We start from the raw sequence: 18810 nt of genomic DNA on the forward strand, positions 1-18810 counted from the left end.
GAGACGAGACATCTGTTATACCGATCTATGTAGCTGATTAAAAAATCCAACTACCTATCAAGCCTCTGATTGCGCTGTGCCTAATTGATTGACCAGTTGGCTAAAGTGGTCACCGCGCGCGGCATAACCACTATATTGGTCAAAGCTAGCACAGGCAGGTGACAGCAATACAGCCTGCACTTGCGATAAACTACTGGTAGTGACTTGTTGAATAGTTGCAAACGCATTCTCTAATGTCTGACACTGATGCAGTGCGACATCGTCACTCAATTTCGCATCTCTTAGATGTTGTTCAATCTGCTGACCATCTTCACCAATGAATAAGACTTGGCTGACATATTGATTGATAAAAGGCGTTAATTCACCAAACTGTTGCCCTTTACCTTGCCCGCCTAAGATCAATAGTAGCTTACCGTCCTTCGGTGCATAGACTGCGCCCAAGCCTTCGATAGCGGCTATGGTCGAACCAATGTTGGTGCCTTTAGAGTCGTTAAAATAATCAATGCCAGCAGTATTAGCCACATATTGGCAGCGGTGTTCAAGACCTGCGAACTGCTGCAAAGTGTTCAGCATACTCTCTAGCGGTAATCCTGCAAGCTCACCAAGGGCCAGAGCCGCTTGCGCATTCAGTAGATTATGACGTCCTTTAATCAACAGTTTGTCTGCGGACAGTAATCGTTCTGTACCACGAGCAAGATAAATTTGGCCTTCTACGTCGGTAATAAGCCCGTACTGACCTTTATCAGGGGCATGAATACCGGTACTAATTCTCGGTAGATTGTCTGCGACCAATGGACGAGTAAGTGCATCTTCACGGTTTATCATCACTGACTTGGCACCTTGGAAAATACGATGTTTGGCTTGATGGTAACCTAGCATGTCTCCATGACGATCTAAGTGATCAGGTGACATATTGAGCACAGTCGCTACCTTTGCGCCCAAATTGGTGACGGTTTCTAATTGGAAGCTAGACAGCTCAAGTACCGCAAGCTCCATATCAGAATTATCTAACAACGTTAAGGCTGGTACACCGATATTGCCACCGACACCCACATTAACGCCAGCATCTGCTGCCATTTGCCCAACTAACGTGGTAACCGTACTTTTTGCATTAGAGCCTGTAATCGCGACAATAGGTGCAGTACAGGCTTCACAAAACAGTTGAATATCGCTGACTACAGGAATATTGGCTTGGCGAGCAGCAACCACAGCGGCAGTTTTAAGAGAAATACCTGGGCTAATAATAATGCGTGCTGCTTGTTGTAATAAATCAGAATCTATCGCACCAAACTGACGAACCTCTACTTCAGCTGGCAACTGATCGGCCAGTTTAGGCGCAACTTGAGCATCAGTGACAGCAACTTGATAGCCTTGCTTAGCCAGACAATGCGCAACGGATAATCCAGACTGTCCCAAACCAACCACGACTTGTAGACCACTACCCTTATGAAGTAAGGCTTCTGTTGCTGTATTAGTGGTCATACCTATTCCTTCTATTAAACGAGAAAAGTTGCATTAAAGATATTTACTGTATAACGCCGCTAAGATGTGTAGCATCTTAACGCCATCGTTCAGATTTAGGTACTGATTTTTTATGACTTTATGCTATTATTCGCCTGTTTTTATATTAAGTGGCTAATGCTATAATAGTAAGCTTGACCAATATTTATCAGTATTTTGCTGAGCACATAACTCAAGCATTTTAGTTTAGCATGTTGTCACGTTTATCGCGCTATTGTCACGCTTCTTCATTAACGATTATTGTTGTGATAGAGGTATATCAGACAATTTTGATAATTTGACGAGTGATATATCACCTTCTACTACAGCAAGTGATTGCTGACTCTATATATTATTGTAGGTACATCTATCTAGTCGCCTATTTTAAGCAATCTTTTAAAAAAATATTTTTAGGTACGTTACTACCCTTATCATCGTATTGATTATTGATGAGCGTATCTTTGATACCAAAAAAATCAGTAGATACCTTAGTTATTAGTTAGATATCTTGGTTATTAGTTTCTCACAATCCAACACAGCAACATGCCCTAGTACATGTTGAAGTAAAAGAAAAATGAATAGCTATTATTAGCGACGCGATCATTTTATAAATGAGTAATGATTACTTTTTTTGCCTCTAACCCTATGTAGTTTACTTATGACATCTTTTATTGATAACTTGCGTGACGAGTGGTTTTCCAATGTTCGCGGTGACGTTTTATCGGGTTTGGTTGTAGCACTAGCCCTTATTCCAGAAGCCATTGCCTTTTCTATTATCGCTGGTGTTGATCCAAAGGTTGGCTTATACGCCTCATTTTGTATCGCAGTCGTGATCAGTTTTGTTGGTGGTCGTCCAGGAATGATTTCAGCAGCGACTGGCGCTATGGCACTCGTAATGGTCGATTTGGTTGCTGACCATGGGTTGCAATATTTGCTTGCCGCGACCTTACTTTGCGGTGCCATTCAGATCGTTATGGGCATCCTAAAGCTTGGTAACCTGATGCGCTTTGTCTCCCGCTCCGTAGTTATTGGTTTCGTCAACGCGCTAGCAATCTTGATTTTTGCCGCGCAATTACCAGAACTGAACCCGATGACTGAGCGTGTTGGCATGACGGTTTATATCATGACAGTTGCTGGTTTGGCGATTATCTATCTGTTTCCACTTATCCCTAAAATCGGTCGCATCATTCCTTCACCGCTTATTTGTATTGTGGGTTTGACCGCTGTTGCTATGTATATGAACCTTGATATTCGCAACGTTGGTAGCATGGGTGATTTGCCAGATTCATTACCAGTATTCTTGTTACCTGATATTCCGTTAAACCTAAATACCCTACTGATTATTGCACCATATTCTATCGCACTCGCTATCGTTGGTCTTTTAGAGTCTATGATGACAGCGACTATCGTCGATGAATTAACCGATACACCAAGTGATAAAAACAAAGAGTGTCGTGGTCAAGGTATGGCCAATGTCGTATCAGGTTTCTTTGGTGGTATGGCAGGCTGTGCGATGATTGGTCAATCAATGATCAACGTCAAATCGGGTGGCCGCACTCGTCTATCTACCTTGATAGCCGGTGTTGTCCTTCTTATTATGGTAGTATTCTTAAGCGAATGGGTTAGTCAAATTCCAATGGCAGCCCTAGTTGCAGTTATGATTATGGTATCAATTGGTACGTTTAACTGGCAATCGATTCGCGAGTTTAAGACACATCCAATGTCGTTTAATATCGTTATGCTCGCGACTGTATTGACTACCGTCTTTACTCATAACTTGGCTTATGGTGTTGGCGTAGGTGTCTTACTATCTGCTTTAGCATTTGCCAATAAAATTGGTCAATTCCTAACTATCTTTAGTGAATATGATGACAGTAGTAATACCCGTTACTATTATGTTCAAGGACAGGTGTTCTTTGCCTCTACTACGCAGTTCCTACATAGCTTCGATACCAAAGAAGCCGTGGACAGTGTTCAGATCGATGTAAGCCAAGCACATTTCTGGGATGTCAGCGCTGTTGACACCTTAGACAAGCTAGTGATGCGCTTGCAACGTGAAGGTATTGATGTCAAAGTGGTAGGACTCAACAATGCGAGCCGAACACTGATTGACCGCTTCTCTGTTCACGACCGCCGTGATATTGGCTTATTGGACTAAGCGCATCTACGCGGTTGCCAAGTGGCTATACTGTTAGTCCATGGCTGATGTATCGGATATTAATAGACAGCTATATGGGTAAAAGGGTCAGATAGATTGTTCATACGCTAACCCTAAACCGAGATAGCAGATTTTTATTATTAGAATGATGTGGTCGTTTTATGAGTAATTTAAAACCAGATAGTGTAATTGCTTGCTTAGATTGTCCTGATCATGTTCAAGCCGTACTAGAAGCTAGTATGTGGGCTTCTAGTCGCCTGCGCACACCTGTTGGCTTACTGCATTCGATGCCAAGCTTACAGCAAAAAGCTGCTATTAATTATTCTGGCTGCCTCAATATTGATGACGAAAATGCTTTGCTCGAACAGTTCACATCTAAAGAGCATCTAAATAACTGTGAGTTAAAAGCACAAGGTCGCCTGCTATTATCTCAAGCAACCTCATATTGTGAACAGCAACGCCATAAGCTAAAGACATATACCCTGCACCGTCATGAGAACCTCAACCAAAGCATCGATTATGTCGATGATAAGGCCCAACTGATCGTTATAGGTCATCATGTCACCTGCAAATCGACACTGAGCCAACTTATACGAGTCAGTCACTGCCCCATTTTGGTGACACATGCACCATTTTTGACCCCTTCTACTGCTTTATTTGCGTTTGATAATAGTCCAACGTGCCATAAACTACTAAAATGGTTATGTAAAACGCCACTTGTGCGTGCATTGACGGTTCATATTGTGATGGTTGGGAAAGAGACTTCTGATAATTGTGATGCATTGCGTGAAGCCTATGCCAAACTCAAACAGGCGGGTATCAAATCTAAAAAGACATTGCTGGACTGCCGTGATGTCGCAGCAGCTTTGAACTATTATCAAAACCAACATGATATTGGTTTGCTCATGACAGGGGCTTTTGGCCAATCTCGACTACGCGAATTACTACAAGGTAGCGACACAAAAAAGCTATTGGTCAGTACAAAAACCCCTTACCTACTCTTTCCTAAAGCATAACGATGTATATATAAATACGTCCAAACCCTTTATCTACTTAAGCGCAAGGGTCTGACTACTATGTCAGGCTTTGCCGCTTACTTATACTTTCTATTTATCTTCTCGCCACTCATCTTTGATACGCTTGTATAAAAAGACCAAGCTAACGACCAAACTCAAGTTAGCAAATCGTCACATGAAATAAAGGGATAGCCTCCCCAAGCACTCAAAAAGTTGGTTATAATAAAGTTTTCGTTAACCAAACGCTAAAGATTGATTCACCTTTATTATGCTTGTAGCGATGGCTCTAATCGTTGCACCGTAACCCATATCCTATGTTGCTACTGTCACTACTTTTTAATGAATAACGCCAATTCTACCTCCCCCCTTGAGTAGGTTGGCACAGTTCTTGAATAACATACAGTAAGCAAGGCAGAGATATGATGATGCACCATAGTACTTCTATCAATCTGCGGCATCACACAAATAAGGAATTTTTTATGAAGCTAATCACTGCGATCTTAAAACCGTTTAAGCTCGACGACGTGCGTGAAGCGCTTTCCGACATCGGTGTTAAAGGTGTCACTGTCACTGAAGTCAAAGGTTTCGGTCGTCAAAAGGGTCATACAGAGCTCTATCGCGGCGCAGAATACGTGGTGGACTTTTTACCTAAAGTAAAAGTCGAAGTAGCTGTGATCGATGAGATGGTAGAGCCTGCTATTGAGGCAATCACTCGTATCGCTAGCACTGGTAAGATTGGTGATGGCAAAATCTTTGTCACTGCACTTGAGCAAGTTATCCGCATCCGTACGGGTGAAACGGGGCCTGACGCTATCTAAATTTGAAAACCTACCTACGGGCATAAACTTATAGGTACAGACTCTTATAGCATTTTTATCTATCGGTAATGCCGATATCTATATTACAAATTCAAGGGGGAATTTAAATGGAAAGTCAAATCTTTGAGCTCCAATATGCGCTCGATACGTTTTACTTTTTGATATGTGGTGCGTTGGTCATGTGGATGGCAGCAGGCTTCACTATGTTAGAGGCTGGGCTGGTCCGATCAAAAAATACAGTCGAAATCTTAACCAAAAACGTCGCACTATTTTCAACAGCTAGTATCATGTATATGGTATGCGGCTACGCGATTATGTACGGTGGCGATCTATTTCTAAGCGGAATTGCAGGCGGTGATACACTAGTAGAAGATGCCCTAGCAGCCTCTACTGAAAACGGCTTCGGTGGCGACTCTGTCTACTCTGCCGCATCAGATTTTTTCTTCCAAGTTGTCTTTGTAGCGACCTGCATGTCTATCGTATCGGGTGCCGTTGCTGAGCGTATGAAACTGTGGTCATTCTTATTGTTCGCTGTAGTCATGACTGGCGTTATCTACCCATTAGAAGGTAGCTGGACATGGGGCGGCAATGATGTATTTGGTATGTTCAACCTAGGCGATATGGGCTTCTCTGACTTTGCAGGCTCTGGTATTGTGCATATGGCAGGTGCAGCAGCAGCGTTGGCAGGTGTATTACTTTTAGGGTCACGTAAAGGCAAATACGGTCCTAACGGTGAAATACGCGCCATTCCAGGTGCTAATCTACCACTTGCTGCGCTTGGTACGTTAATTTTATGGATGGGTTGGTTCGGTTTCAACGGTGGTTCTGTTCTCAAGCTTGGCGACATTGCCAGCGCTAACTCTGTTGCAGTAGTTTTCTTAAATACTAATGCGGCAGCTGCCGGCGGCGCAGTAGGCGCTTTATTATTAGCACGCCTCATTTTCGGCAAAGCTGATTTGACCATGCTCCTAAACGGTGCGCTAGCTGGCCTAGTAGCCATTACTGCTGAACCTTCAACACCTTCAGCATTACAAGCCACTATCTTTGGCCTTATCGCTGGTATCATCGTAGTACTATCAATCTTAGCCTTAGACAAAATCAAAATTGATGATCCAGTTGGTGCCATCTCAGTTCATGGTGTGGTTGGTCTATTTGGTCTACTAATCGTACCTATCACCAACCCAGCATCTACCTTTATCGGTCAGATTGTGGGCGCTGCTACCATCTTTGCTTGGGTATTCATTGCCAGCCTAGTGGTTTGGTCTATCATCAAGCTGGTTATCGGTCTACGTATCTCTGAAGAAGACGAGTACGAAGGAGCTGATATTGCAGAGTGTGGTATGGAAGCTTACCCAGAATTTATAAGATAAGCTCTTTTTAAGTAAGCTGAAGATTGCTGTTAAATGCGCCGATACTACCTACTGTAGTATCGGCGCTTATAGTTCTAGTGCTTAAAGAACGCCCCTATTGAAGCTATAAACTTAGATCTAAAACGTAAAAAATCCCGCAAGACCTCTCGGTAACGCGGGATTTTTGTGTATTAATCTGAGACTAATTTTTAGTTTATTTCTTTTTCCATTCTTGGCTACGAGAGAATGGTCCAATATAGCCTTTTAATTTTAATGTATTACCACTTAAACTTGCAGTCATTCGATAGTCTTTGCCTTTCTCAGGGTCAGTAATCGTACCACCACTATATTTACCACCACCATCAGACTTTAGACCTCTAATAACAGTTTTACCAACGTGTTTTTTGCCTGTAGCTGAGTTAGTAGCAACAAGAGTACCTGTTAACACACCATTTGACTCAGTAATTTTTACCGTACCTTTTGGCTTGCCTTCATCATATGTCTGCCATGTAGTATTGGCTAATGGGTCAGCGGCGAACGCCATACTGGCAATACCAATACCAGCAACAGCTAAAGTGGTCTTTGTAAATAATTTCATAAATTGACTCCCTTCATACAATGATTACTAGAAACGTGATGTTTCTGATGTCCTATGCTTATCCTTTGCTAGAACCTTTCATTACGAGCTTTACGGTTTCGACCTTTTCAAATGATAGTTACCATTATAACTTATAATATTTTGGTTAAAGATTCGAGCGACACAAGCGATGTCTTAACTCATTATAAGCAATTTTTAGGCTTTGCCTAGTAGTTTTTTTGCAGTTTCTCATTTCTACAAAAATAAAACCATATCAAAGAGTTACAGGAAAGGGTTGTCGATATTTTTATCTAATTGGTCATCATTTTCCTTTGACTTAGCACTATTCTTGCTATACAGATTTTCATCTTCAAACGCTTGTACAATTTTCCCTGACAGCTCATGTAGCTGTTGGGCTTGCTTATACCCTAACTCGTCAAAAGTGAGATCAATATCACCATATATAATAATCTTGTCTTGTTGGTTTTCAATGACAAGATCACCAATCTGCATACTTTGATGGTCGTTGACAAATGGCTCAATCATTTGATTATCCTTATTATCAGTAACATTTTATTTTTTAAACATTAGGCTATTCTTTGGTTTTACTGCCGGTTTAGGCCTGTAATTGTGTAATCAACCACTCTAAAATAGCCCATACAAACAGCATCCACCCAGGCTCTTCCACTGGCGCCTCCGGTGTATCTGAACTCTCACCTGCTTTCAATGGTAAGTCAAACGCTTGAGATTTGGACTGATTATCTAGCATAGGTAATACATCGATACCAACCTCAGTGGTTAGCTCATCGATGCTGATCACGTCGATGCGTTCTGATTCATCATTTGGTGCGTAATACACGCCCGCTTGATTAGTTGCTGGGATGTATACAGCTTTGAAGAAGTAACTAGGCACAAGGACGCGATTAGCGAGCTGCTTGGTTTTTTTATCGGTAAATGCCACACCTGTAATGGTATATACTTCACCGTATTGCTGCGTTAAATACCGTGTAGCAGACTCAATATTACGCCAAATATAGCGATTGTTACGTGGTGACTGAGGAGCAATATTGGCTAGGCTGAAGCTATCATATTGCTGGCTACGATTAGCCATATCGGCATTAGGTGCCAGATGGCCTCGGTCATAGCCAGAACCTGAATAGTCAGACAGCGAGGCACGTGCTGACTCTGGTAGCTTACTCTCTTCGTGAAAACTGTCTTCACGGTCAATCTGTTTGGCTTGTTGTAGACGCGTGCGATCGAGATATTCTGCTGACCAGAGCGGTGTACGCGAGACCCCCGAGTACATAACTGCAAAGCCATCCATGCATAGCGCTTGTGTGTCTTTCTTTAGCTTGGTATTGGTAAATTCGGGATAAACACCACCATAAAAAGACTGGCTACACTGGGTCAAATCATCAGCGTGAGCTTGTGTGATACCCGTCGCGACAAGCAATATCGCCATCAGCGCATTATTCTTAAATCCGTACTTAAGCCTATTAAAAATTATCATTCAACTTTCAACCATTTATACTTGCCGTTACATACTTGCTATCCTAGCAGGCGCTTGCCAATAAAGAAAGATAGCGCGCAGGTCGTGACATTTTAAATGGTATCCGCTATACTTAGACGTTCAAAAAACGGTGAAGTGGGTGAGTGGCTGAAACCGCACGCCTGGAAAGTGTGTATACGTTCATAGCGTATCGAGGGTTCGAATCCCTCCTTCACCGCCAATCTTATAAAACACTCCTTTTCCCACCTTGTCCTAAACACTCCCATATACCTCTGTAACCCTCTATAAATAACGCGTCTAGCGTTTTTTTTATGCCTAACGTTTTCCTAAGCTGTCCGAGAATAACCCACCTATCCCGTGGCTTGTGTTGGTCTATCTGTTGGTCTATGATTTCATTAGACCTCAAAAAGACCAACATTTAAGCTTTATGATTCAGCTTTAGACCAACGTTTTTATTGTATCTCTTGATTCATATAGCTTGTAGCCATAGGGAATAGACCAACATGTTAAGCGATAGTAAGATACGCAAGCTCAAACCCAGTGAAAAATGCACACCTTCACGTCCTGACAAATACAGTGATCAGCAAGGTTTACAGCTTTTGGTACGCAGTACAGGCACAAAAACATGGATAAGCGCTTATCGCTTTGATGGTAAACAAACACGGCTCACACTTGGCACTTACCCTATCATGTCACTCGCTGAAGCCAGACAAGCCAATACTGAGATTAAAGCGCTACTAGCAGATGGTATCGATCCAAAAAATAAAAAGCGTCAAGATAGGCTCAATAATATTCATGCACAAAAATTCAATGATTATGCATTAGACTGGCTCGCTGAACGTCAGCGTAACGTCAAGCCACGTACCTATCAGCAAGACTATAACCGTATGTATAAAGACGTGTTACCACACTTTGAAGGTATTGCACTAAAAGATGTGAGCTTTGAGGATTGTCGATCTATGGCAGATGAGATCGAAACGCGTGTGAACAAAGATGGTGAGCCTCCACGTGAGGTGACCAGACGCACGATTGATCTAGTAGCTAATGTCTTAAGACGTGCCAAACGTGAGCGCATCATTGAGCAAAACCCAATCGATGATCTAAAGGCGCTCTACCCTAAAGCCAAAAGCCAGCATATGAAGCATGTAGATATCCATGAGCTGCCTGCCCTACTCCAAGCTATTGAGAATTATCATGGTCATGACCAAACCCGCTTAGGTATGAAGTTTTTAGCTTATTCATTTTGCCGCACCATTGAACTACGTATGATGAAATGGGCGCATATCGACTTTACCAACCGTTTATGGCGTGTTGATATCGACAACCTTAAAATTGCACGTAAGCACGTTGTACCGCTGTCAGATCAGATGCTGGCAGTACTAGAGGAGATGAAACCAATCACAGGGCAATATGAATATGTGTTCTATCATACGGGTATGCATCAACCGTATAGTGAGGAGTTTATTAATAACGCGCTTGATATCTTAGGCTACGCAGGTAAACAGACAGGTCACGGCTTTCGACATATCGCCTCAACCAATCTAAACGAGCTTGGCTATATGGGCGATGCGATCGAGAAGCAGATGGCGCATGATAAAAAAAGCAGCATTCGCGCGGTTTATAACCACGCGCAGCATTTAGAAGAGCGCCGTAAGATCATGCAGGTTTGGGCTGACTTTTTAGACTTACTAAGAGACACAGGCGAGGTCGTAGACTTTCAGACAGCGCGGCAGCAAATTGAGCAGTCAAGAGAGCAAGCCGCAAATACAGCATCAGTAGATAACAATGACATGCAAGAACTCATTGATATGATATTGTATAAAGGTATTTCATTAAGTAAGCTAAAAAGTCATTTAAACAATATCTAGTGTTAATCATTACTGAGACCATCCCGAATTCTGTGTAACTGCCATTTAGATTAAATGCCTGCTAATACGATCATCAAACATAATCATAAAGCGATTTAAAGCAGACGTCCAGTTACGGATTGGCATCGACCACTTTTTAGAGGCCTGCTGGGTTGCCAGATATACTACCTTGAATGCTGCCTGATCAGAGGGAAACACCTTACGCTTATTCACCGCCGTTCGAATCACACTGTTTAGCGACTCTATCGCATTGGTGGTATAAATCGCTCTTCTGATGTCTTTAGGATAACCAAAGAACACCGTTAAGCCCTCCCAGTTATTGCGCCAAGACTTGATGACATGCGGGTACTCTTTACCCCATACTTCATCAAAGTGCTCAAGGTTGGCCTCTGCCATCTCAAGCGTATCAGCACCGTAGATGGCCTTTAAATCAGCTGCTACGGCCTTCTTGTCCGTCCAAGGTACGAACTTCATCGAATAGCGCACCATATGCACGATACACAGCTGAACCTGAGCGTTAGGGTAGACCGTATTGATGGCATCAGGGAAGCCTTTTAAACCATCGACACAGGCAATAAGAATATCTTGAACCCCGCGGTTTTGTAGCTCAGTGAGAACACCAAGCCAGAATTTAGCGCCCTCGTTCTCTGATAGCCACATGCCAAGCAGCTCTTTTTTACCATCAAGAGCAACGCCTAAGGCCAGATAGATAGCTTTGTTGATGATCTGCTTGTCCTGACGAACTTTGACGACAATGCAGTCTAAGTAGACGATAGGATAGACGCTGCTCAGTGGCCGGTTCTGCCAAGCGGTGATGTCATCCAAGATGTTGTCAGTGACTCTGGAAACCAAGCTGCTTGAGATGTCGACGTCGTAGATGTCCTTGATGGTTTCGACAATCTCAGTAGTGGTTTGACCTTTGGCGTAAAAGCTGATGATTTTGTCATCAAGACCTGAAATACGGGTTTGATGCTTACTGACAAGTACAGGCTCAAAGCTGCTATCACGGTCTCTTGGGGTGGAGATCTCAAGCTCGCCTGTGTCGCTACGGACTCTCTTTTTAGTGTGCCCATTGCGCTTATTAGGCCTGTCTGCCTTTTCATGCTTGGGGTAGCCGAGATGCTCTTCCATTTCTGCTTCTAAGGCAGTGTCGATGAAGGACTGCATGAGCTGCTTTTGAAAGTCTTTGATGTCATCGAAGCTTTTCATGCTGCTGGCCATTTGCTCAGCCAGTTTCTTGATGTCAGATTGAGTAGTCATTGCTTATTCTCCTGTTAGTGGATTATAAGCAGTTACACACTTTTTAGGAAAGGCTCTCATTACTATAAGCGTCTAGATCATTACTCTCATAATAATCGTTTATGAGAGTCTCAAGTATATCAGCCTGCTTTCTATTTTCAACGTCCGCTATTTTATCAAGTCTCTGCTTAGTCTCGTTTGTAAGGGGTAAATGATACTTCTTTCTCTCTCGACCAGAGTTACGATACACTTTTTGATTCCAAGATCTTTTCATACGATCTATAAAATCAGCCTTTTCACTCGATTCACTATAATCGTAAGAGCCTTTCAAGGTTGACTTAAATTCAAACAAATCTAATGAAGCCAAACATAATGCTTTACGCTGATCAAGCGTGCTAGCAGCTTCGATAGTATCGATATAATAACCCTTTCGATTTAGGTATCTCTCTAACCAACTAATCTTACTCTCATCAGCCTTATTCACCCATTCTGTATAATCACATTTTCGATTTATTGCTGACCATAAAGTCCTGATCTTCTCCATCAAAACTTCTTTATGTGATTTTTCGATGGGAAACCCTTCTATCTGCTCCTTATCAAAAATTTCGTAAACTGCATCGATTATTTCACCTTTATAGTCAATATTGATATTCCTAACCTCAATTGGAAACAAATAGTCTTGTATCTCATTAACACAATTTTTGTTTGCTATTCTTATCTGCTCGCTGTAGTACAACCTCATATATGTTAGGGTGAATATTTGTGCTCTTAAATTCTCATACAACCAATGAAAATTATTCTCATTCAATATATATTGATTAAGTGTATAATCTAGAATTTTAATAGCTTGCTCAATGCCCTTATTATTAACTATTTTTTTAATAAAAGTAGGCTTGTTAACTTTCTCTATATCTAGCTCGTAACCATACTCTTTTGTGTAGATTCTCATGAAACTGAGTAGCTCCCTATCGCTCAATCTCTCTATTTTTTGGATAAATTCTTGCTTATCTTTTTCTGCTAAATCAGCCATAACTTGCTCCTCTCAGTATTAATCCTGTATTATCACGCGTGATAATACAGGATTAATACTGACGAATATACACATATTTAGCTTTAAAATCAATTATTGCTACATAATCTTGGAGAAGGTTTAAATCACTGTCAGCTAAATGCACCAATCACAATATCCTCGATATACACTCCATTCCATACGAATGTAGTCAAATATACTATCGATATTCCAGCAGTATTTATAAGCTACACTAATGGGTTATTTATATTATTATATATAGCAGCGTCACCACGCTGTTTATCAGCCAACCAAATTACCAGCAGAAAGAATTAAAAAAATATGGCATGACTCTACTATGTGCAAGACAAACTACATAGGAGTAATACCATGGAATACATCAACCGCAACCAAACAGAAGTATTTACTAAAGTTCATCAATTAGTAATCAATATTATCTTTCGAGACTTGGATATTGATTCGGTAATGGATAAACTGAACGATCTATATCAATCATTTATGTATCACTACGAGGCTGATGAAGGGCTTGTTTATTTAAAGCCTATTGATATTTTCTTTCGTAATGCGCAGCGTATTGTTGGTGATCAATACCCTGATGAAGTGATTTGGGAACACAACAACGTAAGTGAGCTGATCGATATATTGATGTACTATAAAAGAGAGGTTGAGCGTGAGCGGAGTGTTTTGATATATCAGGAAAGGCAAAACAAGAAGGCTTTGGACGAGTACATCACTAAATTAACCCATCATTATGCGCGGCTGTTATTTGTTCGTATTGATCTAAAATACGCTCAAGGCCACGATCAGCTGATCACCATTGAGGAATTTAACGAACACATAAACAAACTACGTCAGCTGATAAGAAAACAAAGGGCTTGTTTTAAGGATTTAGAAGGTCACGCATGGGCACTTGAGCAAGGTGAGATCAATGGTGGTCTGCATTGCCATTTGCTTTTAATATATGATGGATCAGAAAGACAAAAAGACTGGCACATCGCTAAGGAAGTTGGTGAGAAATGGGTTCAGATAACAGAGGGGTATGGGACTTATTATAACTACCACGAATCTAAGAATAAGCGACGCTATCAGCAATATGACAGACTAGGTATTGGTATGATTCACCGCGACAATGAGCTTGAAGTGGCGAATGCACGTTGTACTGCTTTGTATTTAACCAAGCCTGATAAGTTCGATCAGCATTTAAAAGTGAAAATATTAGGAATGAACACTTTTGGAAAAGGTAGATACCGCACATCCAAACGCCGAGGACTACCACCCATAACAAAATAATCTCAAATATATACTATTACCATGAGATTGAGTACAGCCTGTTTGTGTGTACCTTATTCCTTCATCAAGGTCTGCTTTTTAGCAGGCCTTTTTTATGCTCAAAATAAGGAGTCCTTATGAAAACCCTTTGTCCCAACTGCCATTCCTCAGCCACTTATCAGGTGAGTCATCAAGAGATGACAGATACTATTCACGAGCTGAGCGAGACGACAGCCATTATTGGCATGAGCATTGGCTTGTGTCGATCATTAAAGATTCATACCAGTATCGGCGTCATCGCAGGTGCCATGCTGTCTGTACTCATGCACATGGTGCGATCAGATAACCCCAGAACCTTAGGATACCAACCGTACTGCTGTCAAAACTGTCAGCACATTTTTACCCCTTAATTCATTTAACCCTTCATTCATTATTACTCTTATTTTAAAGGAAAATCATCATGGCACATTTAGTAGAAAGCATGGCATACGTTGGCGAAACCCCTTGGCATGGTCTTGGCAACGAGCTATCTCCCAAGCAACCACTTGAGGTATGGGCACGTGAAGCAGGAATGGATTGGCGTATTGAATCGTCGGACGTCAGCTACATGGCTGAGAACGATCGAGGTCATAATCTCATCTTGCCGTTCGCTGATCAAAAGGTATTGTACCGATCCGACACACTTGATCCGTTATCAGTGGTCAGTCAGCGCTATCAAGAAGTACAACCAGAGGAGATACTTGAGTTTTATCGTGAGCTAACGGAACACTCACACTTTGAGCTTGAGACCGCAGGTGTGTTAAAGGGTGGTCGTAAGCTATGGGCATTGGCACGTACAGGTCAGTCAGCCAGTCTTAGGGGCGGTGATGTTAGTAATGGCTACTTACTGCTGGCAACCGCTTGTGATGGCACGCTTGCGACCACAGCGCAGTTTACCAATATCCGTGTGGTGTGTAATAACACCTTAGCGGTAAGCCTTGCTGATGGTAGCGGCGGCGTGGTGAAAGTCCCGCACTCCACCTCCTTTGATGCTGACAAGGTCAAGCAGCAATTGGGCGTGTCGGTTAAACAGTGGGATGAGCATATCTATGAGATGAAACAGTTGTCTGAGCGACGTGTGACTCAAGCAGAGGCCGCTAATTACCTAAGCCGTGTGTTCAACGATCAGGACAATGACATCATCCTGTTTAACAGCGCTAAGAAAGAAAAAGACGCGGTTCCCAATGCTCGCGCAATGAATAAAGTGATGCAGATGTTTAACGGTCAAGGACGCGGAGCCGATCTTGATGCGGCTAAAGACACTGCTTATGGTTTGCTCTGTAGTATCACTGAATACGTCGATCATGAAAGACGTGCAATGAATACCGACAATCGACTTAATTCAGCATGGTTCGGTGCTGGGGCTAAGCTGAAGGAAAAAGGTCTACAGGATGCGCGAGCCTTAATCGCTTAGCGGTCTTAGTTATTTTATGACACCAACAATAACCACGTCTTAGGGCGTGGTTTTTTTATGCCGATTATTCAACCAATCACATTCACTACCCCATTTATAAGGAATCTATCATGGAAACCATCGCTTTAAACAACACCGCTCAAGCGAGACATCGTAAGCGCTTAACGGTTAAAACCAAAGACCTCAAACCTGCCGCTCAGGTAATTGCAAAGACAACTAAGCCTAGTCCTAGCACTGACACGGCTCAGAAGGATAAAGTCGTCAAAGCGACAGCCAAACGCTTAATCAACACCAAAAACTTAAGCCATGACAAATGGCTTGAAATTCGCAAGCAAGGCATTGGCAGTAGTGATGCTGCCGCCGCCTGTGGTATCCATCCGTATTTATCAATGCTTGAGCTGTGGATGATTAAGACAGGACGTATGGAATCAAACCTTGATGAGAGCATCGAAGGATATTCACCGCTGTATTGGGGCAACACTTTAGAGCCTATGGTGGCTAAATACTACCAAGAACACACGGGTAATAAAGTCAGGCGCGTCAACGCCATCTTGCAGCATCCTGATCCTGACAATCACTTCATGTTGGCGAACTTGGATTACGCTATCACTGGTAGCGATGAAGTACAAATACTGGAATGCAAAACCACAGGTGAACATGGTGCTAAGCTGTGGAAGCATGGCGTGCCGCTATATGTCACTTGCCAAGTGCAGCACCAACTGGCAGTGACTGGCAAAACTGCGGCGCACATCTGTGTATTGCTTTGCGGACACGAAGCGAAGATTTACAAGGTTGAGCGTGATGAGCGTTTGATTGCGTCAATTATGGAGCATGAGCGTCTGTTTTGGCAATACGTAGAAACCGACACGCCGCCAACGCCCGATCATTCAGAGTCAGCCGCACGCGCATTAAAGCAGCTGTATCCGAAACCTGAGCCTGCTAGTAAAATTGATTTCAGCGAAGACGCTGGGGCTAACAAGCTATTTACTAAGTTACTGAGTCACCGTGACTCAATGAGTGAGCTACAAAATCAGCATGACCAAATCAAACATCAACTACAAAGCTTGATCCAAGACAATGAAGTGGCGGTCTTCTCTAGCGGCGCGATCTCATGGAAGAAGAGTAAAGACAGCGTGAGCTTAGATGCCAAAGCGGTGATCAAAGCACATCCTGAGCTGATGGATCAGTTTAGTAAAACCCGTCAAGGCAGTCGTCGCTTCGTCATCTTAAATGACAATTGAACCTAGACAGCTAATCTCATTAACCAAACGCATAAAGCCCACCTATCACAGGTGGGCTTTTTTATGTCGATTTATTCAAATTATTAAACAAATAAGGAATATCATCATGATTAAAGGTCTAACGATTACCCCGCCCGTACTCGGTCGTATCAGCATTGGACGCGTTATCCAAAAGGATGGCAAACGCCTACCTGCCAAAGACGATCAATTCACCATTACCAGCCAAGTGCAAAACAAAGACGGCTGGGTCAATCATCCGCTTGATGAAAAGCTCCGCGCACGTAGTGAAGGTAAGCTCAGACAAATACCCGTTCGTATGCTGTTCAATGATCCTGATCTTAATTTACGAGCTCAGTACACGTTATTCGATCGGCAAACAGGTCGTCCGTTATGCGTGGGCGATGGTGAACACTGTCAGCGTCGTACCAATAATGGCGTTGAGCAACTGCCTTGTCCATCGCCTGATCGCTGTCCGCTAGCACAAGGCGGCGCTTGTAAGCCTTATGGCAGACTGTACGTTAATCTGTCAGAAGACGATGAGCTAGGTACGTTTATCTTTCGAACTACTGGCTTTAATAGTATTCGTACGCTTGCAGCACGGCTGAGCTACTTTGCTGCGGTATCAGGCAATAAGCTGTCCTGCTTACCCCTGCAATTAACGCTTAGAGGCAAAAGCACCACACAGAGCTATCGTACGCCGATTTACTTTGTGGATTTAACCTTGCGTGATGGGGTGACGCTCAAAGATGCGGTACAGCAAGCTAAGGCGATTGATAGGGAGCTTAGCGAGAACGGCTTTGATCAAGCGGCATTGGAGCAAGCTGCCACGCTTGGCTATGCTAATTCGTGCTTTGAAGTTGATGGTGATGAGATGTCTGATGTGGTGGAAGAGTTTTATCCAGTAGCAGACGACAGCAATAAAATGTCTAGTAAGGTAGAGGAAGCGCTGCAGCCAAACACCCGCAGTATCGCGCAAGGCTTACGCCAAAGCGTGACAGCGGTGAGCTAACTCGTGACAGATAAATAATGGCATAAAAAGGAGCTGATAAATCAGCTCCTTTTTTTATTACCTGCATCAAAGGCTAACGCTCGGACTGCATGGGATGCCATAAAAAAATATGGGACTCGGTAAGTATATGAGAGGTGATGCTCTCGTTCACTTACAAGGAGATAATCATGGAAAATTTAAACGCAAACACTCAGCAAAACACATCAACACTAAGCATGCCACAAATACCTCGCATGCTTCCGCTAAAACAGGTCGTACACTACACAGGGCTTAGCAGCACAACGATTTACGATATGCTCGATAAAAGATCGAACCGTTATGACCCCACCTTCCCTATTCAGGTTAAGCTATCTAAAGGGCGTGTGGCATGGGTTGAAAGTGAAGTAGCTCAGTGGATTGAAGGTAAGATAGCTGCTCGTTTTCATTGAGCACTACCTAAAAATAAGCCGCACTGAGCGGCTTATTTTTTTTGCCTAATGATGACACAGAGCTTTATTAATCTAGGTCAACAAAAGCGCCAAAGGGCACATCTCCATCAAAGTCATCATGCATTAGACCCTGCTTTGCCATTTGTTCAGTAATATCATCTTCAAGCTGTTGCTCTTCTGGTGTCAGCTCATCATAATCTTCCATATAGTCGTCACCGCGAGGATCACCCATCGTACTTTCCTTATAACCTGTAATTGAATAATATTATTACGATTTCAATCGCTAAGGCATACATGGGTATAAACCAAGCAAAAATCAACATTTGCTTTACCGCAAGCCAACTC

Annotated in this window: 18 protein-coding genes and 1 tRNA gene; 12 read left to right on the top strand and 7 right to left on the bottom strand. The window is 42.6% G+C overall.

Going from position 1 to position 18810, the window contains the following annotated elements:
* Positions 1–57: 57 nt before the first annotated feature.
* A complete protein-coding gene (gene murD / locus ACT3QR_RS07095) occupies positions 58–1482 on the bottom strand; it encodes a UDP-N-acetylmuramoyl-L-alanine--D-glutamate ligase (RefSeq protein WP_444520676.1) in 1425 nt (474 codons plus the stop codon).
* Between the two features lie 676 nt (positions 1483–2158).
* Between murD and ACT3QR_RS07100 the strand changes: the two genes are divergently transcribed.
* The 4 genes from ACT3QR_RS07100 to ACT3QR_RS07115 all read left to right on the top strand — a co-directional run bounded on the left by ACT3QR_RS07100 (position 2159) and on the right by ACT3QR_RS07115 (position 6862).
* Positions 2159–3658 (top strand): SulP family inorganic anion transporter, encoded by a 1500-nt coding sequence (locus ACT3QR_RS07100; RefSeq protein ID WP_444520677.1) that lies wholly within the window; start codon positions 2159–2161, stop codon positions 3656–3658.
* A 161-nt stretch (positions 3659–3819) separates the two neighbouring features.
* On the top strand, positions 3820–4674 hold the full coding sequence (locus ACT3QR_RS07105) for a universal stress protein (RefSeq protein ID WP_444520678.1): 855 nt from the start codon (positions 3820–3822) through the stop codon (positions 4672–4674).
* 479 nt (positions 4675–5153) lie between these two features.
* Positions 5154–5492: a P-II family nitrogen regulator gene (locus ACT3QR_RS07110; protein ID WP_010197981.1), complete on the top strand. Its 339-nt coding sequence runs from the start codon at positions 5154–5156 to the stop codon at positions 5490–5492.
* A gap of 107 nt (positions 5493–5599) precedes the next feature.
* Complete coding sequence (locus tag ACT3QR_RS07115) at positions 5600–6862, top strand: ammonium transporter (RefSeq protein ID WP_444520679.1); 1263 nt, start codon at positions 5600–5602, stop codon at positions 6860–6862.
* Positions 6863–7055: 193 nt separating this feature from the next.
* On the opposite strand, the gene ACT3QR_RS07120 is transcribed toward ACT3QR_RS07115, so the two are convergent.
* The 3 genes from ACT3QR_RS07120 to ACT3QR_RS07130 form a co-directional block, all read right to left on the bottom strand.
* The gene (locus ACT3QR_RS07120; protein WP_444520680.1) at positions 7056–7439 is read right to left on the bottom strand and encodes a DUF2147 domain-containing protein; all 384 of its coding nucleotides are present in this window, start codon (positions 7437–7439) and stop codon (positions 7056–7058) included.
* Positions 7440–7700: 261 nt separating this feature from the next.
* Complete coding sequence (locus ACT3QR_RS07125) at positions 7701–7964, bottom strand: hypothetical protein (protein ID WP_444520681.1); 264 nt, start codon at positions 7962–7964, stop codon at positions 7701–7703.
* A gap of 70 nt (positions 7965–8034) precedes the next feature.
* On the bottom strand, positions 8035–8928 hold the full coding sequence (locus ACT3QR_RS07130) for a DNA/RNA non-specific endonuclease (protein ID WP_444520682.1): 894 nt from the start codon (positions 8926–8928) through the stop codon (positions 8035–8037).
* Positions 8929–9057: 129 nt separating this feature from the next.
* Here ACT3QR_RS07130 and ACT3QR_RS07135 point away from each other — a divergent pair.
* Positions 9058–9148 (top strand) — tRNA-Ser (locus ACT3QR_RS07135).
* Between the two features lie 283 nt (positions 9149–9431).
* A complete protein-coding gene (locus tag ACT3QR_RS07140; RefSeq protein ID WP_444520683.1) occupies positions 9432–10796 on the top strand; it encodes a tyrosine-type recombinase/integrase in 1365 nt (454 codons plus the stop codon).
* A 45-nt stretch (positions 10797–10841) separates the two neighbouring features.
* Here ACT3QR_RS07140 and ACT3QR_RS07145 read toward each other — a convergent pair whose 3' ends face one another.
* Positions 10842–12056, bottom strand: coding sequence for an IS256 family transposase (locus ACT3QR_RS07145; protein WP_443522354.1), 1215 nt, complete (start codon positions 12054–12056; stop codon positions 10842–10844).
* 43 nt (positions 12057–12099) lie between these two features.
* Positions 12100–13065 carry a hypothetical protein gene (locus ACT3QR_RS07150; protein WP_444520684.1) on the bottom strand — a complete coding sequence of 322 codons (966 nt, stop codon included), beginning with the start codon at positions 13063–13065 and terminating at the stop codon, positions 12100–12102.
* 369 nt (positions 13066–13434) lie between these two features.
* Here ACT3QR_RS07150 and ACT3QR_RS07155 point away from each other — a divergent pair, with 369 nt between their 5' ends.
* The 6 genes from ACT3QR_RS07155 to ACT3QR_RS07180 all read left to right on the top strand — a co-directional run bounded on the left by ACT3QR_RS07155 (position 13435) and on the right by ACT3QR_RS07180 (position 18465).
* Positions 13435–14355 carry a YagK/YfjJ domain-containing protein gene (locus ACT3QR_RS07155; protein ID WP_444520685.1) on the top strand — a complete coding sequence of 307 codons (921 nt, stop codon included), beginning with the start codon at positions 13435–13437 and terminating at the stop codon, positions 14353–14355.
* Between the two features lie 116 nt (positions 14356–14471).
* Entirely contained in the window at positions 14472–14744 is a 273-nt protein-coding gene (locus tag ACT3QR_RS07160; RefSeq protein WP_443552597.1) for a hypothetical protein, read from the top strand.
* Positions 14745–14794: 50 nt separating this feature from the next.
* Positions 14795–15787 carry a DUF932 domain-containing protein gene (locus ACT3QR_RS07165; protein ID WP_192522962.1) on the top strand — a complete coding sequence of 331 codons (993 nt, stop codon included), beginning with the start codon at positions 14795–14797 and terminating at the stop codon, positions 15785–15787.
* A 110-nt stretch (positions 15788–15897) separates the two neighbouring features.
* Positions 15898–17028 carry a YqaJ viral recombinase family nuclease gene (locus ACT3QR_RS07170; RefSeq protein WP_444520686.1) on the top strand — a complete coding sequence of 377 codons (1131 nt, stop codon included), beginning with the start codon at positions 15898–15900 and terminating at the stop codon, positions 17026–17028.
* A gap of 106 nt (positions 17029–17134) precedes the next feature.
* Positions 17135–18037 (top strand): recombination directionality factor, encoded by a 903-nt coding sequence (locus ACT3QR_RS07175; protein WP_443552601.1) that lies wholly within the window; start codon positions 17135–17137, stop codon positions 18035–18037.
* A 167-nt stretch (positions 18038–18204) separates the two neighbouring features.
* A complete protein-coding gene (locus tag ACT3QR_RS07180) occupies positions 18205–18465 on the top strand; it encodes a helix-turn-helix transcriptional regulator (protein WP_443552603.1) in 261 nt (86 codons plus the stop codon).
* A gap of 67 nt (positions 18466–18532) precedes the next feature.
* Here the strand turns inward: ACT3QR_RS07180 and ACT3QR_RS07185 are convergent, their stop codons facing one another.
* On the bottom strand, positions 18533–18697 hold the full coding sequence (locus ACT3QR_RS07185) for a hypothetical protein (RefSeq protein WP_443520927.1): 165 nt from the start codon (positions 18695–18697) through the stop codon (positions 18533–18535).
* Positions 18698–18810: the final 113 nt, after the last annotated feature.

It is taken from the genome of Psychrobacter sp. AOP7-B1-25 (genome assembly GCF_052376195.1).
Classification (GTDB): Bacteria; Pseudomonadota; Gammaproteobacteria; order Pseudomonadales; family Moraxellaceae; genus Psychrobacter.

Coding starts and splice junctions, on each gene's coding strand:
- murD (WP_444520676.1), bottom strand. CDS start 1,482: ATGACCACTAATACAGCAACAGAAGCCTTACTTCATAAGGGTAGTGGT.
- ACT3QR_RS07100 (WP_444520677.1), top strand. CDS start 2,159: ATGACATCTTTTATTGATAACTTGCGTGACGAGTGGTTTTCCAATGTT.
- ACT3QR_RS07105 (WP_444520678.1), top strand. CDS start 3,820: ATGAGTAATTTAAAACCAGATAGTGTAATTGCTTGCTTAGATTGTCCT.
- ACT3QR_RS07110 (WP_010197981.1), top strand. CDS start 5,154: ATGAAGCTAATCACTGCGATCTTAAAACCGTTTAAGCTCGACGACGTG.
- ACT3QR_RS07115 (WP_444520679.1), top strand. CDS start 5,600: ATGGAAAGTCAAATCTTTGAGCTCCAATATGCGCTCGATACGTTTTAC.
- ACT3QR_RS07120 (WP_444520680.1), bottom strand. CDS start 7,439: ATGAAATTATTTACAAAGACCACTTTAGCTGTTGCTGGTATTGGTATT.
- ACT3QR_RS07125 (WP_444520681.1), bottom strand. CDS start 7,964: ATGATTGAGCCATTTGTCAACGACCATCAAAGTATGCAGATTGGTGAT.
- ACT3QR_RS07130 (WP_444520682.1), bottom strand. CDS start 8,928: ATGATAATTTTTAATAGGCTTAAGTACGGATTTAAGAATAATGCGCTG.
- ACT3QR_RS07140 (WP_444520683.1), top strand. CDS start 9,432: ATGTTAAGCGATAGTAAGATACGCAAGCTCAAACCCAGTGAAAAATGC.
- ACT3QR_RS07145 (WP_443522354.1), bottom strand. CDS start 12,056: ATGACTACTCAATCTGACATCAAGAAACTGGCTGAGCAAATGGCCAGC.
- ACT3QR_RS07150 (WP_444520684.1), bottom strand. CDS start 13,065: ATGGCTGATTTAGCAGAAAAAGATAAGCAAGAATTTATCCAAAAAATA.
- ACT3QR_RS07155 (WP_444520685.1), top strand. CDS start 13,435: ATGGAATACATCAACCGCAACCAAACAGAAGTATTTACTAAAGTTCAT.
- ACT3QR_RS07160 (WP_443552597.1), top strand. CDS start 14,472: ATGAAAACCCTTTGTCCCAACTGCCATTCCTCAGCCACTTATCAGGTG.
- ACT3QR_RS07165 (WP_192522962.1), top strand. CDS start 14,795: ATGGCACATTTAGTAGAAAGCATGGCATACGTTGGCGAAACCCCTTGG.
- ACT3QR_RS07170 (WP_444520686.1), top strand. CDS start 15,898: ATGGAAACCATCGCTTTAAACAACACCGCTCAAGCGAGACATCGTAAG.
- ACT3QR_RS07175 (WP_443552601.1), top strand. CDS start 17,135: ATGATTAAAGGTCTAACGATTACCCCGCCCGTACTCGGTCGTATCAGC.
- ACT3QR_RS07180 (WP_443552603.1), top strand. CDS start 18,205: ATGGAAAATTTAAACGCAAACACTCAGCAAAACACATCAACACTAAGC.
- ACT3QR_RS07185 (WP_443520927.1), bottom strand. CDS start 18,697: ATGGGTGATCCTCGCGGTGACGACTATATGGAAGATTATGATGAGCTG.